The 13,927-nt window shown below is 60.3% G+C and carries 16 protein-coding genes; 5 read left to right on the forward strand and 11 right to left on the reverse strand.

Annotation, left to right across the window (positions count from 1 at the left end; genetic code table 11):
* Positions 1-26 precede the first annotated feature (26 nt).
* The gene (locus TK42_RS19165; protein WP_032879635.1) at positions 27-1,835 is read left to right on the forward strand and encodes a sodium:proton antiporter; all 1,809 of its coding nucleotides are present in this window, start codon (positions 27-29) and stop codon (positions 1,833-1,835) included.
* Here TK42_RS19165 and TK42_RS19170 read toward each other — a convergent pair whose 3' ends face one another.
* The 6 genes from TK42_RS19170 to ffh form a co-directional block, all read right to left on the reverse strand.
* Positions 1,836-2,249: an acyl-CoA thioesterase gene (locus tag TK42_RS19170; protein WP_005791095.1), complete on the reverse strand. Its 414-nt coding sequence runs from the start codon at positions 2,247-2,249 to the stop codon at positions 1,836-1,838.
* An 81-nt stretch (positions 2,250-2,330) separates the two neighbouring features.
* Positions 2,331-2,681 (reverse strand): 50S ribosomal protein L19, encoded by a 351-nt coding sequence (gene rplS / locus TK42_RS19175; RefSeq protein ID WP_003175895.1) that lies wholly within the window; start codon positions 2,679-2,681, stop codon positions 2,331-2,333.
* A gap of 45 nt (positions 2,682-2,726) precedes the next feature.
* Positions 2,727-3,500, reverse strand: coding sequence for a tRNA (guanosine(37)-N1)-methyltransferase TrmD (gene trmD / locus TK42_RS19180; protein WP_173664496.1), 774 nt, complete (start codon positions 3,498-3,500; stop codon positions 2,727-2,729).
* Positions 3,482-4,018, reverse strand: coding sequence for a ribosome maturation factor RimM (gene rimM / locus TK42_RS19185; RefSeq protein ID WP_003175898.1), 537 nt, complete (start codon positions 4,016-4,018; stop codon positions 3,482-3,484). Before rimM ends, trmD begins: the two co-directional genes overlap by 19 nt.
* Positions 4,019-4,023: 5 nt before the next feature.
* Entirely contained in the window at positions 4,024-4,275 is a 252-nt protein-coding gene (gene rpsP / locus TK42_RS19190) for a 30S ribosomal protein S16 (RefSeq protein ID WP_003175899.1), read from the reverse strand.
* 251 nt (positions 4,276-4,526) lie between these two features.
* On the reverse strand, positions 4,527-5,903 hold the full coding sequence (gene ffh, locus TK42_RS19195; protein WP_017139724.1) for a signal recognition particle protein: 1,377 nt from the start codon (positions 5,901-5,903) through the stop codon (positions 4,527-4,529).
* Between the two features lie 232 nt (positions 5,904-6,135).
* Here ffh and TK42_RS19200 point away from each other — a divergent pair, with 232 nt between their 5' ends.
* The 3 genes from TK42_RS19200 (at position 6,136) to TK42_RS19210 (ending at position 9,875) form a co-directional block, all read left to right on the forward strand.
* A complete protein-coding gene (locus TK42_RS19200) occupies positions 6,136-6,948 on the forward strand; it encodes an inner membrane protein YpjD (RefSeq protein WP_032879633.1) in 813 nt (270 codons plus the stop codon).
* A gap of 12 nt (positions 6,949-6,960) precedes the next feature.
* The gene (locus TK42_RS19205) at positions 6,961-8,199 is read left to right on the forward strand and encodes a transporter associated domain-containing protein (RefSeq protein ID WP_103734888.1); all 1,239 of its coding nucleotides are present in this window, start codon (positions 6,961-6,963) and stop codon (positions 8,197-8,199) included.
* 365 nt (positions 8,200-8,564) lie between these two features.
* Entirely contained in the window at positions 8,565-9,875 is a 1,311-nt protein-coding gene (locus TK42_RS19210) for an MFS transporter (protein WP_005791128.1), read from the forward strand.
* Between the two features lie 95 nt (positions 9,876-9,970).
* On the opposite strand, the gene purT is transcribed toward TK42_RS19210, so the two are convergent.
* From purT to TK42_RS19235, 5 genes are all read right to left on the reverse strand, one after another.
* On the reverse strand, positions 9,971-11,152 hold the full coding sequence (gene purT, locus TK42_RS19215) for a formate-dependent phosphoribosylglycinamide formyltransferase (RefSeq protein WP_019817237.1): 1,182 nt from the start codon (positions 11,150-11,152) through the stop codon (positions 9,971-9,973).
* 69 nt (positions 11,153-11,221) lie between these two features.
* Positions 11,222-11,689, reverse strand: coding sequence for a preQ0 transporter (locus tag TK42_RS19220; protein WP_078822237.1), 468 nt, complete (start codon positions 11,687-11,689; stop codon positions 11,222-11,224).
* 151 nt (positions 11,690-11,840) lie between these two features.
* Positions 11,841-12,056 carry a DUF1289 domain-containing protein gene (locus tag TK42_RS19225; protein ID WP_078822238.1) on the reverse strand — a complete coding sequence of 72 codons (216 nt, stop codon included), beginning with the start codon at positions 12,054-12,056 and terminating at the stop codon, positions 11,841-11,843.
* Positions 12,053-12,577, reverse strand: a complete 525-nt coding sequence (locus tag TK42_RS19230; RefSeq protein WP_005791135.1) for a gamma carbonic anhydrase family protein — start codon at positions 12,575-12,577, stop codon at positions 12,053-12,055. Before TK42_RS19230 ends, TK42_RS19225 begins: the two co-directional genes overlap by 4 nt.
* Before the next feature lie 35 nt (positions 12,578-12,612).
* On the reverse strand, positions 12,613-13,215 hold the full coding sequence (locus TK42_RS19235; protein WP_103734889.1) for a CoA pyrophosphatase: 603 nt from the start codon (positions 13,213-13,215) through the stop codon (positions 12,613-12,615).
* Positions 13,216-13,362: 147 nt separating this feature from the next.
* Between TK42_RS19235 and TK42_RS19240 the strand changes: the two genes are divergently transcribed.
* The gene (locus TK42_RS19240; protein ID WP_103734890.1) at positions 13,363-13,911 is read left to right on the forward strand and encodes an NUDIX hydrolase; all 549 of its coding nucleotides are present in this window, start codon (positions 13,363-13,365) and stop codon (positions 13,909-13,911) included.
* Positions 13,912-13,927 lie beyond the last annotated feature (16 nt).

The raw sequence follows: 13,927 nt of genomic DNA on the forward strand, positions 1-13,927 counted from the left end.
GCTACTTCAAGGAACAGGAAGCTTCAATGAATGAACAACAGATTTTGCTGGCCTTTGGTGGTATTGGAGTAGCGGCGCTGGGCTGCCAATGGCTGGCCTGGCGGCTCAAGTTGCCGGCGATCCTGTTTCTGTTATTGACGGGTATTTTGGCGGGGCCTGTACTGGGCTGGCTCGACCCGCAGGAGATGTTCGGCCCTCTGTTAATGCCGTTGGTGTCCCTGGCCGTGGCGTTGATCCTGTTCGAAGGCAGCCTGACCCTGCACCTGTCGGAATGGAAGGAAATCGGCAGCGTGGTGCATCGCCTGGTCACGGTCGGTGCCCTGTCGACTTGGGCGGTGATCACCCTGGCCACGCACTGGCTGCTGGGCTTTGACTGGATGCTCGCCCTGCTGTTCGGCACCCTGACCCTGGTGACCGGGCCGACCGTGATCGTGCCGATGCTGCGCGTGGTACGCCCCAAAGCCTCCATCGCCAATATCCTGCGCTGGGAAGGCATTGTCATCGACCCGATCGGCGCGCTGCTGGCGGTAGTGGTCTACAGCTTCATTATTGCCCGGGCTTCGGGCGACGGCTTGAGCCATAGCCTGCTGACCTTTGGCGGCGTCATCCTCTGCGGTAGCCTGTTCGGGATCGCCGGCGGCTGGGTACTGGGGCAGATCATGCGTCGGCAGTGGTTGCCGGAATACCTGCATAACCTCGCGACGCTGGCCGGTGTGCTGGGCATCTTTATCGCTGCCAACCAGGTGATGCATGAGTCCGGCCTGCTGGCGGTAACACTGATGGGCATGTGGATGGCGAACATGAAGGGTGTGGATGTAAGACACATCCTGCACTTCAAGGAAAACCTCAGTGTGCTGCTGATTTCCGGGCTGTTCATCCTGCTGGCGGCGCGCCTGGACCTGAATGCCTTGATCGCCCTGGGGCCATTCGTGCTGATTCTGCTGGTGATCATCCAGTTTATTGCACGCCCACTGAACGTAGCGCTCTCAACCTTTGGCTCCGGACTGAACTGGCGCGAGCGCGCGCTGCTGGCCTGGATCGCGCCACGGGGCATTGTGGCGGCGGCGGTATCGGCGATCTTTGCGATTCGCCTGGACGAGGCAGGGCATGAAGGCGCGTTATTGCTGGTGCCGCTGACCTTCGCGGTGATCATCGGCACCGTGGTGCTGCAAAGCGCCACGGCACGCCCCTTGGCGCGCCTGCTGAAAGTCGCCGAGCCTGCGCCCAGCGGTTTCCTGATCGTCGGCGCGAACGGCCCGGCGCGGGCACTCGGCAAGGCGTTGCAACAATTGGGCAGCCGCGTGTTGCTGACGGATTCCAGCTGGGAAAATATCCGCGCCAGTCGCATGGAAGGCCTGCCGACCTACTTCGGCAACCCCGCCTCCCAACATGCCGAGTCCCATCTGGATCTGGTCGGCCTGGGGCATTTGCTCGCGCTCTCCCCGTCCGGCGAGCTGAACGCCTTGGCGACCATGCGTTTTCGCCATGATTTCGGCCATCGCCTGTTCGCCCTGGCCAGCAGCCAGGAAAGCCGCCGCACCGACAAACACAAGGCCAGCCACGAACACCGCGGCCACCTGCTGGGCAGCCAACCCCTGAGCTATACCAAACTGGCCAGCCTGTTGGGCCAGGGCGCCGAACTGTATAGCACCAACCTCACCGACGGCTTTGGCTGGGAGCAGTACCAGGCGTTGCACGGGGAGCGCGCCACCTTGCTGTTTGCCCGGGACACCAGCGGCTGGGTGCATGTGGTCACGCCCGAGAGCAGCTTGAAGCCGGCGGCCGGCTGGACCCTGCTGGCGGTGATTCAGCCGGAGAACGGCAGCGCCACGTAATCAGTCGGCAAACCCAGGCAGTACCGGTACAGGGCGTTTGTCCGCGTCAATCGCGACAAAGCTGAACACGCCCTGGATCGCCTTTTCACGGCCATCAGCGCTCATGCTCTCGACAAACACTTCCACTTCAACCTTGAGGCTGGTGTTGCCGACTTTGATCACTCGGCCGATCAGCTCAACGATGGAGCCGGCCGGGATTGCGTGATTGAAGTCGATACGGTCGGTGGAGACCGTCACCAAAGGCAAGCGACAGAAGCGCGTGGCGGCGATGAACGACACTTCGTCCATCCATGCCAAGGCGGTGCCGCCGAACAGGGTGTTGTGGTGGTTGGTGGTAGGCGGGAACACGGCCTTGGTCACGCGGGTGACGGACAGGTCGGTGCGGCGCTGAATTTCTTCGAGACGGGTGGTCATGGTCAATACCGGCAAATGGACAAATTTCAGACACAAAAAAGCAGCCCGTAGGCTGCTTTTTTCTGCATCGGGAAGCTGGACTTAAGCCAGTTTTTCCTTGATGCGAGCTGCTTTACCGGACAGGTCACGCAGGTAGTACAGCTTGGCTTTACGTACGTCACCGCGACGCTTGACGGCCATGCTGTCGATTTGCGGGCTGTAGGTCTGGAAAGTACGCTCTACGCCAACACCGTTGGAGATTTTACGAACAGTGAAAGCACTGTTCACACCACGGTTACGCTTGGCGATTACCACGCCTTCGAACGCTTGCAGACGCGAACGGTCGCCTTCCTTCACTTTCACCTGAACGACAATGGTGTCGCCCGGGGCAAAGGTAGGGATCTCTTTGGTCATCTGCTCTGCTTCGAGTGCAAGGATGATTTTGTTAGTCATGCTGTGCTCCTAAGGTAAGTCAATGGACCTACCATCGATACGTTGTTAACTATCGTCCCGCGCGAGGATGTATTCCTCGAGCAGCTTCTTCTCTTCTCCAGAAAGCGAGCGGCTTTCCAGAAGATCGGCGCGTCGTTCATAGGTCCGACCAAGGGACTGCTGTAAACGCCAACGCCGGATGTGTGCGTGATTGCCACTTAGCAATACGTCGGGAACACGCTGATCCGCATACACCTCCGGTCGGGTGTAGTGCGGGCAATCCAGCAAACCATCCGTGAAGGAATCCTCCTCCGCAGAGTCCACATGCCCTAAAGCTCCAGGCAGCAGTCGTGTAACCGCATCTATCAGGACCATTGCCGGCAGCTCGCCGCCAGACAATACATAGTCCCCAATCGACCACTCTTCATCGACATGAGCTTCAATAAAACGCTCGTCAATGCCTTCATAGCGACCGGCAATCAGGATCAAACTTTCCTCATTCGCCAGTTCGCGTACCGCCGCCTGTTTCAGCTGACGGCCTTGAGGGGACAGGTAAATTACCTTCGCCTTCTCCCCGGCGGCTGCCTTGGCCTGAACCAATGCATCTTCCAGGGGCTTGATCTTCATCACCATGCCCGGGCCACCGCCAAATGGGCGATCGTCCACAGTGTGATGTCGATCCGTCGTGTAGTCTCGCGGGTTCCAACAGGTGAGCTGCAACAGCCCCTGTTTCACCGCCCGACTGGTGATGCCGTACTCGCTGATGGCGGAAAACATCTCGGGAAACAAACTGATCACTTCAATGCGCAAATTAGCCACGCTTAGAAGTCCGCGTCCCATTCCACCTTCATCTCGCCCGCTGCCAGGTCGACGGCCAACACGCATTGCTCGGTATAGGGCAACAGGCGTTCGCGATCATCCAGGCTGCCAGCGCAAGGCTTGACCACCATTACATCATTGGCGCCGGTTTCCAGAAGATGATCGATTTTCCCCAGCAATTGCCCGAGTTGATCAATAACCTTCAGACCTTCCAGCTGGTACCAGTAGTACTCGCCGTCGGTCAATTCAGGGAACAGGTTGCGCGGCACGCAGATCTCATAACCGGCCAGAAGACGAGCTTCTTCACGATCATCAAGACCCTTGAGCTTTGCGACCAGGAACTTGTCGCTCCCGCGTCCACTGACCAGCTCGACCTGTTTCACACTCCCTTCGCGCTTGAGCGTCCAGGTCTTGTACTGCAACAGGTTTTCAGTCGGATCAGTAAAGGAATACACCTTCACTTCGCCGCGAACGCCATGAACAGAATAAATCTTGCCGATAACGATCAAATCATCAGCAACAGCTGGCGTCGCGTTCATATTGCTCAGGCTGCGGCCTTAGCCGAGTCCTTCAACAGTTTTGCAACGCGCTCGGATGGCTGTGCGCCAACGCTCAGCCAGTAGGCTACGCGCTCTTGGTTCACGGACAGACGAACTTCTTGACCACGAGCAACAGGGTTGAAGAAACCAACCTGTTCCTTGTGCGAACCGTCACGCGGGTTGCGGCTGTCGGTTACGGTCAAGTGGTAAAACGGGCGCTTTTTGGAGCCGCCAAGGGCAAGACGGATTGTTAGCATGTGAACATCGTTCCTGTAGTCGGTGCTGCAAATCTAAATGCACAGCGGGCATAGGTGCCCGAAAGGCCGCATATTCTAAGGAATATCCGGACTTTTGCAAATGTCTTTTTCTGGCGCCTATCAGCGTGCCATTCAGATCTGCTATAGAGCCGTCGGTTAAAACGGCGAGTCAGCCCCCGCCAACGGCGGGTTTGCTGGAGATCCCACATCCCTGTGGGTCGGAGCAGGAGCTGGGCTCCCGCTCGAATACTTTACATTTTCGGCATGCCGCCGCCGGGCAACATACCGCCCATGCCGCGCATCATCTTGGCCATCCCGCCTTTGGCGGAGAATTTCTTCATCATCTTCTGCATCTGCTTGTGCTGCTTGATCAAGCGACCGATGTCCTGCACCTGGGTGCCGGAACCCATGGCGATCCGGCGTTTGCGCGAACCGCTGATCAGCTCAGGGTCGCGGCGCTCGGCCGGGGTCATGGAGTTGATGATGGCTTCCATCTGCTTGAACTGCTTCTCTGCCGCGCCTTGGGCATTGCCCATTTGCGCCAGGTTCACACCGCCGATGTTGGGGAGCTTGTCCATCAGGCCGCCGAGGCCGCCCATGTTCTTCATCTGTTGCAACTGGTCACGGAAGTCTTCGAGGTCGAAGCCCTTGCCCTTCTTCAGCTTCTTGGCCAGCTTGTCGGCCTTGTCCTTGTCGAGCGTGGCTTCGGCCTGTTCGATCAGGCTGAGCACGTCACCCATGCCGAGGATACGCGAGGCGATACGCTCGGGGTGGAACGGTTCGAGCGCGTCGCTCTTCTCGCCCATACCGATGAACTTGATCGGCTTGCCAGTAATGGCACGTACCGACAGCGCGGCACCGCCGCGTGCGTCGCCGTCGACCTTGGTAAGGATCACGCCGGTCAGCGGCAGCGCATCACCAAAGGCCTTGGCGGTGTTGGCCGCATCCTGGCCGGTCATGGCATCGACCACGAACAAGGTTTCGACCGGGTTGATCGCGGCATGCAGCGCCTTGATCTCGCCCATCATCTCTTCGTCGATGTGCAGGCGACCGGCGGTATCGACGATGACCACGTCGATGAACTTGAGCTTGGCTTCTTTAATAGCCGCGTTGGCGATGTCGACCGGCTTCTGGCTCAGGTCGGACGGGAAGAAGGTCACGCCTACTTCGCCAGCGAGCATTTCCAACTGCTTGATGGCCGCCGGACGGTACACGTCGGCCGACACCACCATCACGGATTTCTTCTTGCGCTCTTTAAGGAAGCGCGCCAGCTTGCCGGCGGTGGTGGTCTTACCCGCGCCTTGCAGGCCGGCCATCAATACGACGGCTGGCGGCACGGCGCTCAGGTTCAAGTCTTCGTTGGCCGCGCCCATCAGGCTTTCGAGTTCGGCCTGGACGACCTTCACGAAGGCCTGGCCCGGGGTCAGGCTGCGGGACACTTCGGTGCCGACCGCGCGCTCTTTGACCGAGTTGACGAAATCCTTCACCACCGGCAAGGCCACGTCGGCTTCCAGCAACGCCATGCGCACTTCACGCAGGGTGTCTTTAATATTGTCCTCGGTCAGCTTGGCCTTGCCGGTAACGTGGCGCAGCGTCTGCGAGAGACGGTCAGTCAAGTTTTCAAACATGCGCGATCCTTTCAGGCCCTACTCATCGAAATGCAGGTAGACCGAGGTAATGGCGGCCCAGGCTGTGGTCAATCGCTATTAAAAACAGCGCTCGCCGAGCCTGCGGCGTGGGCAGGTCGCGGATTATAGCGAAGACTGCGCCCATGCACACCCGCTGTCTGGCCCGGGAGTCTTTCTTGCAGCGCAGGTGTGTGCCAAACTCAACGCCTTTCGGGCTTGCCTACCAGGATTTATGCTCCCCTTGTCACCCAGTTTGCTACCCAGCCTCGCCGCCGCCATTCTGTATGCCGCTGCGACTCTCTATCAGGGCACTCGTCTGGCCCAAGGCGCCAAAGCGGACAAACGTCTGCTCGTCGGCCTTGGCGTGCTGGCCCTGCTGGCCCATGCCGCCAGCCTGTTCACTCACCTGATGACGCCGGTGGGCCTGGGCCTGGACTTTTTCAGCGCCGCCAGCCTGATCGCCGCGGCCGTCATCGCACTGACGTTGCTGGCCTGCTACCGCATTCCGGTCGAGAACCTGCTGGTGCTGCTATACCCCTTGGGTGTGCTGACGGTATTGCTGGCGCAGTTCACGCCCACCGGTACCGTACAGGTGATTGACGAAGAGCCGGGTATCCTTGCCCATATCCTGTTGTCGATCCTCGCCTACGGCATGTTCACCATTGCGGTGTTCCAGGCCCTGCTCCTGTTGCTGCAGGATCACCAGCTCAAGCACAAGCACCCCTCAGGGCTGATCAAGAACTTCCCGCCGCTGCAAACCATGGAAAGCCTGCTGTTCGGGTTCCTGTGGGCCGGCTGGACCCTGCTGTCGCTGTCGCTGATTTCCGGCTGGCTGTTCGTCGAGAACCTGTTCGCCCAGCACCTGGTGCACAAGACCCTGCTGGCGTGCCTGGCCTGGGTGGTGTTCAGCGTGCTGCTGTGGGGCCGCAACCGCCTCGGCTGGCGTGGGCACAAGGCAATACGCTGGACCCTGGCCGGGTTCTGCCTGCTGATGCTGGCCTATTTCGGCAGCAAGCTGGTTCGCGAATACATCCTGCATATCTGACGGGCAGCGATCATGGATAACTTGCCTTTGGAGCCGATGCTCGCCGTCATTGCCTTGCTGATTTTATGGGCGGCGCTGTTTACCGCCATCGAAGCAGCACAACAGCATCTGTTGGCCCTGCGCCCCGGCACCCGCCAGGGCGATAAGGCTGCCGCACGCCTGAGCTTCCCGCGCCATAGCCTGATTCTGTGCAACAGCCTGTGCCGCGCCGCCGTGGTGATCCTTTGCACGCTGCTGGCAATCTATGCCTGGGCGCAGAACGGCCCATGGCTGGGTTGGCTGATCTCTTGTGCACTGCTGCTGATTCTCGCCGACTACCTGCCTCGCATCCTGGCCACCCGCCATCCGCAAGCGGTGTTGGGTTTCGGTAACGCCCTGCTGGGCGTGCCGCTGAAAATGCTCTACCCGCTGGCCTGGCTGCTCAACGGCATCAGCCTGTTGCTGCTGCGCCCGTTCGCGCGCAAGTCCGGTGTGGTGAAAAACAGCGATGAGCCGCTGCCGGACCATGACGACCAAGCCCCGCCTGAGGCCGACGAGGACCGCGCGCCCGGTATGCCCGGCATCCACGCGCTGGATAACATCACCGTCAACGACATCCTGGTGCCCCGCAGTGAAGTGGACGGCATCAACCTGGATGACTCGATCGACGAGATCATCGAGCAGCTGCGCAGTTCCCAACGCACGCGCCTGCCGGTGTTCCACAGTGATATCAACCAGGTCGAAGCGGTGCTCAACACGCGCCAGGTCCAGCACCTGCTCCCCGACGCCAGCCTGACCAAAGAGGCGCTGCTCGCTGCCTGTCACGAACCCTATTTCGTTCCGGAAAGCACTCCGTTGCAGCTGCAACTGCTGAATTTTCACAAGCAGCAACGGCGCCTGGGCATGGTGGTGGACGAATACGGCGAAGTGCTGGGCATCGTTACCCTGGAAGATATCCTGGAAGAAATCGTCGGCGAGTTCGAAAGCGATCAGGCTGTGGATAACCCCCACATCGAGGCCCAGCCCGATGGCCGCTACATCATTGACGGCGCCGCTTCGATCCGCGAACTGAACAAAAGCCTGGGCTGGCACCTGCCCAGCGACGGCCCCAAGACCCTCAACGGCCTGGTGACCGAAGCGCTGGAAACCATCCCCGATTGCGCGGTGTGCCTGAAGATCGGCCGCTATCGCCTGGAAATCCTCGAAACCGAGGACAACCGGGTGAGCAAGGTGTTGATCTGGCATACCAGCCATGTGCCCGTGGCCGCCTGACCTCAGCAGGCTCAACCCGGTCAATGTGGGAGCTGGCTTGCCTGCGATGCAGGCGACTCGGTCCTTCAGTTGAACCGAGGTGATGCTATCGCAGGCAAGCAAGCTCCCACATTGATCCAGTTCCAGGCCATAGATCCTCACCAGCCCCTTGTTGGATCCTTAGCCCCCTTCCTATAATCCATCCGGCTTACCCAAGCCCCGCCCGACCGCGTGCTACCCGCACTCAGCGTGTCCAGGCACCGCTTTATCATGTCCGACCGGTGTTTGCTCCCATCCCGAGCCGCCCCGCGCACAACCCTGATCCATGGGTGTTCGACCAATAATAATCCGCGTCCAAACGCGCAATGACCGTCAGGGATACTGCCATGAGCACCACCTACCAAGAGGCTGCGACCGCCGCCCCGACCAATTCGACCGCCCGCGTCGCCACGGCGAGCATCGTCGGCACCGCCATTGAGTTCTACGATTTCTATATCTACGCCACAGCTGCTGCGCTGGTCATCGGCCCGGTGTTCTTTCCCCAGAGCTCCGGTACGGCGCAGATGCTGGCGTCGTTCCTGACCTTTGGCATCGCCTTTATCGCACGCCCGCTGGGGTCGGCGCTGTTCGGCCATTTCGGCGACCGTATCGGGCGTAAATCCACTCTGGTGGCCTCGCTGCTGTTGATGGGTGTGTGCACCACCTTGATCGGCTTGCTGCCCGGCTATGACAGCATCGGCGCCTGGGCACCGATTCTGTTGTGCGTATTGCGCTTCGGCCAGGGCCTGGGCCTTGGCGGGGAATGGGGCGGCGCGGCATTGCTGGCGACCGAGAACGCACCCAAAGGCAAGCGCGCCTGGTTCGGCATGTTCCCGCAACTGGGCCCGTCGATTGGCTTTCTGGCGGCCAACGGTTTATTCCTGATCCTGGCCATGAGCCTGAATGACGAGCAGTTCCGTAGCTGGGGCTGGCGTATTCCGTTCATTCTCAGCGCCGCACTGGTGATGGTGGGCCTGTATGCACGCCTGAAGCTGCATGAAACCCCAGTATTCGCCAACTCCGTAGCCAAAGAAGCACCGGTGAAGGTGCCACTGGTGGAACTGTTCAGCCAACATTGGCTGCCGGTGCTGCTGGGCGCTGCGTCGATGGTGGTGTGCTACGCGCTGTTCTACATCACCACGGCGTTTTCCCTGAGCTACGGCGTTTCCACGCTGGGCTACAGCCGCGAGACGTTCCTCGGCTTACTGTGCTTTGCCGTGCTGTTCATGGGCTTGGCGACGCCGCTGGCAGCGCTGGCCAGTGATCGTTATGGACGTAAGCCGGTGCTGATCGTTGGGGCGATCCTGGCGATTCTCTCGGGCTTTACCATGGAGCCACTGCTGACCCACGGCTCGACCTGGGCTGTGGCGCTGTTCCTGGCGTTGGAGCTGTTTCTGATGGGTGTGACCTTCGCACCGATGGGTGCCCTGCTGCCGGAGTTGTTCCCGACGCGTGTGCGTTATACCGGTGCTTCGGCGGCGTATAACCTGGGTGGGATTGTCGGGGCGTCTGCAGCACCGTTCTTCGCGACCAAGCTGGTGGCGATGGGTGGGCTCAGTTATGTCGGTGGGTATGTGTCGGCGGCAGCGTTGCTGAGTTTGATTGCGGTGCTGTGCCTGAAAGAGACGCGGGATAATGATTTGAACAAGGTCGCCTGATAAACCGCTATCGGGAGCAAGCCCCCTCCCACATTCGACCGCATTCCAAAGGTTATACGCGGTTAAATGTGGGAGGGGGCTTGCTCCCGATGCTTTTAGAGCTCTACAACAACCGCTTGGGAGGCCCGGGTCGCCTTGGCGCGAGCCGCTTCAATCGACTCATCCCGCGCCAACGCCACACCCATACGGCGCTGGCCATTCACTTCTGGCTTGCCAAACAGGCGCAACGCCGTGTCCGGCTCGCTCAATGCCGCGCCGAGGTTGGCAAACGCCGTCTGGGTCGATTGCCCTTCCACCAGGATCACCGCCGACGCCGAAGGCCCGAACTGACGGATCAATGGGATCGGCAAGCCCAGGATGGCGCGAGCGTGCAGCGCGAACTGCGACAGGTCCTGAGAAATCAGTGTGACCAAACCGGTGTCATGTGGGCGCGGCGACACTTCGCTGAACCACACCTGATCGCCCTTGATGAACAACTCCACACCAAACAGGCCACGGCCACCCAGGGCTTCGGTTACCGCCTTGGCAACGCGCTCGGATTCGGCCAGGGCGATCGGGCTCATGGCCTGTGGCTGCCAGGACTCCTGATAGTCGCCCTTCTCCTGACGATGGCCAACCGGCGCGCAGAAGGTGGTGCCGCCAATGTGGCGCACGGTCAGCAGGGTGATTTCGTAGTCGAAATCGATAAAGCCTTCGATGATGACTCGACCCTTACCGGCACGCCCGCCTTCCTGCGCGTAATCCCAGGCTTTCTGCACATCATCGGTGCTGCGCAACAGGCTCTGGCCCTTGCCCGACGAACTCATCACCGGCTTGACCACGCAGGGGAAGCCCAGGTCCTGGACGGCCTTGCTGTAGTCTTCGAAGGTGTCGGCAAAGTGGTACGGCGAGGTCGGCAGGTCCAGTTCTTCGGCGGCCAGGCGACGGATGCCCTCACGGTTCATGGTCAACGACGTGGCGCGGGCGGTCGGGATAACCGTGAAGCCTTCAGCTTCCAGTTCCACCAGAGTGGCGGTGGCGATGGCTTCGATTTCCGGCACGATGAAGTGCGGCTTCTCCGCCTCGATGACTGCACGCAGCGCCGCACCGTCGAGCATGTTGATCACGTGGCTACGGTGCGCCACCTGCATCGCCGGCGCGTTGGCGTAGCGATCCACGGCGATCACTTCAACACCCAGGCGTTGCAGTTCGATCACCACTTCCTTGCCCAGCTCACCGCAGCCACACAGCAAAACGCGGGTCGCGGTTGGCGACAATGGAGTTCCGATTCGGGTCATCTCAGGTCCTCAGGGGAGCGGATCATGGGGAGAAAGGCCGGCATTTTACATGAACTGCAAGAATTGGCCTCAGTTGGCGACGGCACGCTTGCGCAGGCGCCAAGCCATGATCAACCACACCACCGTGACCCCGGCGAACTTCGACACCAGCGCCGTGCCCGCCACCGCCGGCGTCAGCGCGCCGATCAAGCCGAAGAAAATAAAGGTGTCGAGGGGAATACTCAGTGCCGAACTTATCCACAGGCGATCATGCAGCGGGCGTTTGGTGATGCTGAACACCAGCCAGTCGATGCACTCGGACACCGCGAACGCCGTAGCACTGGCCAGGGCGATGGACGGGTCGGAAGTGATATACGACAGCACCAGCGCCGCCAGCATGGCGATGATCGCGCCGTGGCCGAAGCGGGTTTGCACCATGTCGCGAAGGATAAATACCAGGCCACCCCAGGCGGACCAGATGACATCCAGGTGCGGGGCGGTGGAGAAGGCGAAGTTGATCAGCACGACGCTGCTGATGTAGGCGATCAGGAAAAACATGGATGAATGACCTGTGAACAAGGGACACAGGGTACTTCACAATTAGACATATGTCGTCTGGGAGGGCCTCATCGGGGGCAAGCCCCCTCCCACATTTTGATCTGTGAACACATTCAAGTGTGGGAGGGGGCTTGCTCCCGATAGCAATCGATCAGGCACCCGAGCTTTTGGGCGTCATCCATACCAACCCACCCGCCACCGCCCGCTCATGACACAACCCCAACACCACCCGGCGTTCGGCATTATCCATGCGGCCCCAACGCGTAATCTCGTCCACGTTGCGCTGGCAGCCGGTACAGATATCGTCCTCGTCCAGCGCGCAAATATTCACACAGGGCGAGGCTACAGGCCGTTCAACTGCACTCATTCTTCCTGCTCAACCAAGTCTCGGGCATAGCGCTGCGAATTATGAACATAGTGCGCGGCGCTGGCTTCGAGCATACGTTTCTGCGCCTCAGTCAGCTCACGTACCACCTTGCCCGGCGAGCCCATGACCAGCGAGCCATCGGGGATTTCCTTGCCTTCACCGATCAGCGAATTGGCGCCGATGATGCAGTGCTTGCCGATCTTGGCGCCATTGAGGATCACCGCGTTAATGCCGATCAGGCTGTAGTCGTCGACGCTGCAGCCGTGCAGCATGGCGTTATGGCCGATGGTCACGCCGGTGCCGAGGGTCAGCGGGTAGCCCATGTCGGTGTGCATCACGCTGCCGTCCTGCACGTTGCTGTTCTTGCCGATCAGGATCAGTTCGTTATCGCCGCGCAACACCGCGTTGAACCAGACGTTGGCGCCCTCCTCCAGCTTGACCTTGCCCACCAGCGTGGCATTGGGTGCGACCCAACTGTTGGGATGGGTCTCGACGCGGGCATCGCCCAGGCGGTATTTCATGGTTTTCCCTCACGGCTTGCCATTCATGCGATGGCTTAGATATTGATAAAACTCTTGGGCGGCTGGTGCAGGCTGATCTTGGCGTCGTCATAGAGCAGATTGATCAGCTCGACGATCATGATCGCCGTCAGCCCCCAGATCTTGTATTCACCGAAGCGGTAGCTGGGCACATACCAACTTCGGCCCTGGTAATCGATCCGGTGGGTATGTTCGCGTGGGTCCTGTCGGAAAAACTCCAGGGGCACACTGAAGACTGCGGCGATTTCGGCGTCGTTGGCCAGGTATTCGACGTAGTCAGGGATCACGCCTACATAGGGCGTTACACGGATGCCGTGCAGGGAAATCAGCGGGCTCAACGGGCCTATGACCTCAACCAGCCCCGGCGGCAGGCCGATTTCTTCTTCGGCTTCGCGCAAGGCGGTAAAGATCAGGTCCGGGTCTTCAGGGTCACGCCGCCCACCAGGAAAGGCCACTTCGCCACCATGGGTCGACAGGCCGCTGGCGCGCAGAGTCAGGATCAGCTCAGGTTCGTCAGTGCGGGTAATCGGCACCAGCACTGCGGCCTCGGGGAAACGCCCGTCAGTCTCAAGCAGGTGGGGAGTGTGATTGCTTACCCGGCGAAGTAGCTCGTCCAGCATGAGTCATCTCGGTCTGTTGGCTACCTTGCATCATGCACCAAAGCGTGCGGGCGCCCAAGCCCAAAACCCGGTGCATGTCGCGAAACGACAACTTGCAGGAACGCCCGGCACCAAGCCAAGATGTGCCCATTCTCCAGGAACCCCAGCATGAATTTCTGCAGCCAGTGCGGTAAACCGGTTACCCAACGTATTCCCGAAGGCGACGCACGCCTGCGTTTTGTGTGTGATCACTGTTCGACCATTCACTATCAAAACCCCAATATCGTCGCCGGCACCGTACCGGTGTGGGGCGATCAAGTGCTGCTGTGCCGCCGTGCCATCGAACCGCGCCTGGGTTACTGGACCCTGCCCGCAGGTTTTATGGAAAACGGTGAAACCGTCGAACAGGCGGCCATGCGTGAAACCCTGGAAGAAGCCTGCGCCCGCGTGCGTAACCTGAGCATCTATACCCTGATCGATGTGCCGCACATCAGCCAGGTGCACATTTTCTACCGCGCCGAGCTGATCGACCTGGACTTTGCCGCAGGCCCGGAAAGCCTTGAAGTGAAGCTGTTCGATCAAGCTGATATCCCTTGGTCCGAGCTGGCTTTCCGCACGGTCGGGCGTACCTTAGAATGCTTTTTCGCTGACCGTCGCCAACAGGTGTACCCGGTGCGCAGCGAGTCGGTCCCGCCGATGACACGCCCAACCAAATAACCTTCCAGGCAGCACC

Origin of the sequence: Pseudomonas sp. GZJR-8, assembly GCF_002916705.1 — a bacterium.
In the GTDB taxonomy this organism is placed as follows: Bacteria; Pseudomonadota; Gammaproteobacteria; order Pseudomonadales; family Pseudomonadaceae; genus Aquipseudomonas; species Aquipseudomonas synxantha_A.

Bases quoted from the DNA above. Each gene is read 5' to 3' on its own strand.
- TK42_RS19165 (WP_032879635.1), top strand. From the start codon at position 27: ATGAATGAACAACAGATTTTGCTGGCCTTTGGTGGTATTGGAGTAGCG.
- TK42_RS19170 (WP_005791095.1), bottom strand. From the start codon at position 2,249: ATGACCACCCGTCTCGAAGAAATTCAGCGCCGCACCGACCTGTCCGTC.
- rplS (WP_003175895.1), bottom strand. From the start codon at position 2,681: ATGACTAACAAAATCATCCTTGCACTCGAAGCAGAGCAGATGACCAAA.
- trmD (WP_173664496.1), bottom strand. From the start codon at position 3,500: ATGGGACGCGGACTTCTAAGCGTGGCTAATTTGCGCATTGAAGTGATC.
- rimM (WP_003175898.1), bottom strand. From the start codon at position 4,018: ATGAACGCGACGCCAGCTGTTGCTGATGATTTGATCGTTATCGGCAAG.
- rpsP (WP_003175899.1), bottom strand. From the start codon at position 4,275: ATGCTAACAATCCGTCTTGCCCTTGGCGGCTCCAAAAAGCGCCCGTTT.
- ffh (WP_017139724.1), bottom strand. From the start codon at position 5,903: ATGTTTGAAAACTTGACTGACCGTCTCTCGCAGACGCTGCGCCACGTT.
- TK42_RS19200 (WP_032879633.1), top strand. From the start codon at position 6,136: ATGCTCCCCTTGTCACCCAGTTTGCTACCCAGCCTCGCCGCCGCCATT.
- TK42_RS19205 (WP_103734888.1), top strand. From the start codon at position 6,961: ATGGATAACTTGCCTTTGGAGCCGATGCTCGCCGTCATTGCCTTGCTG.
- TK42_RS19210 (WP_005791128.1), top strand. From the start codon at position 8,565: ATGAGCACCACCTACCAAGAGGCTGCGACCGCCGCCCCGACCAATTCG.
- purT (WP_019817237.1), bottom strand. From the start codon at position 11,152: ATGACCCGAATCGGAACTCCATTGTCGCCAACCGCGACCCGCGTTTTG.
- TK42_RS19220 (WP_078822237.1), bottom strand. From the start codon at position 11,689: ATGTTTTTCCTGATCGCCTACATCAGCAGCGTCGTGCTGATCAACTTC.
- TK42_RS19225 (WP_078822238.1), bottom strand. From the start codon at position 12,056: ATGAGTGCAGTTGAACGGCCTGTAGCCTCGCCCTGTGTGAATATTTGC.
- TK42_RS19230 (WP_005791135.1), bottom strand. From the start codon at position 12,577: ATGAAATACCGCCTGGGCGATGCCCGCGTCGAGACCCATCCCAACAGT.
- TK42_RS19235 (WP_103734889.1), bottom strand. From the start codon at position 13,215: ATGCTGGACGAGCTACTTCGCCGGGTAAGCAATCACACTCCCCACCTG.
- TK42_RS19240 (WP_103734890.1), top strand. From the start codon at position 13,363: ATGAATTTCTGCAGCCAGTGCGGTAAACCGGTTACCCAACGTATTCCC.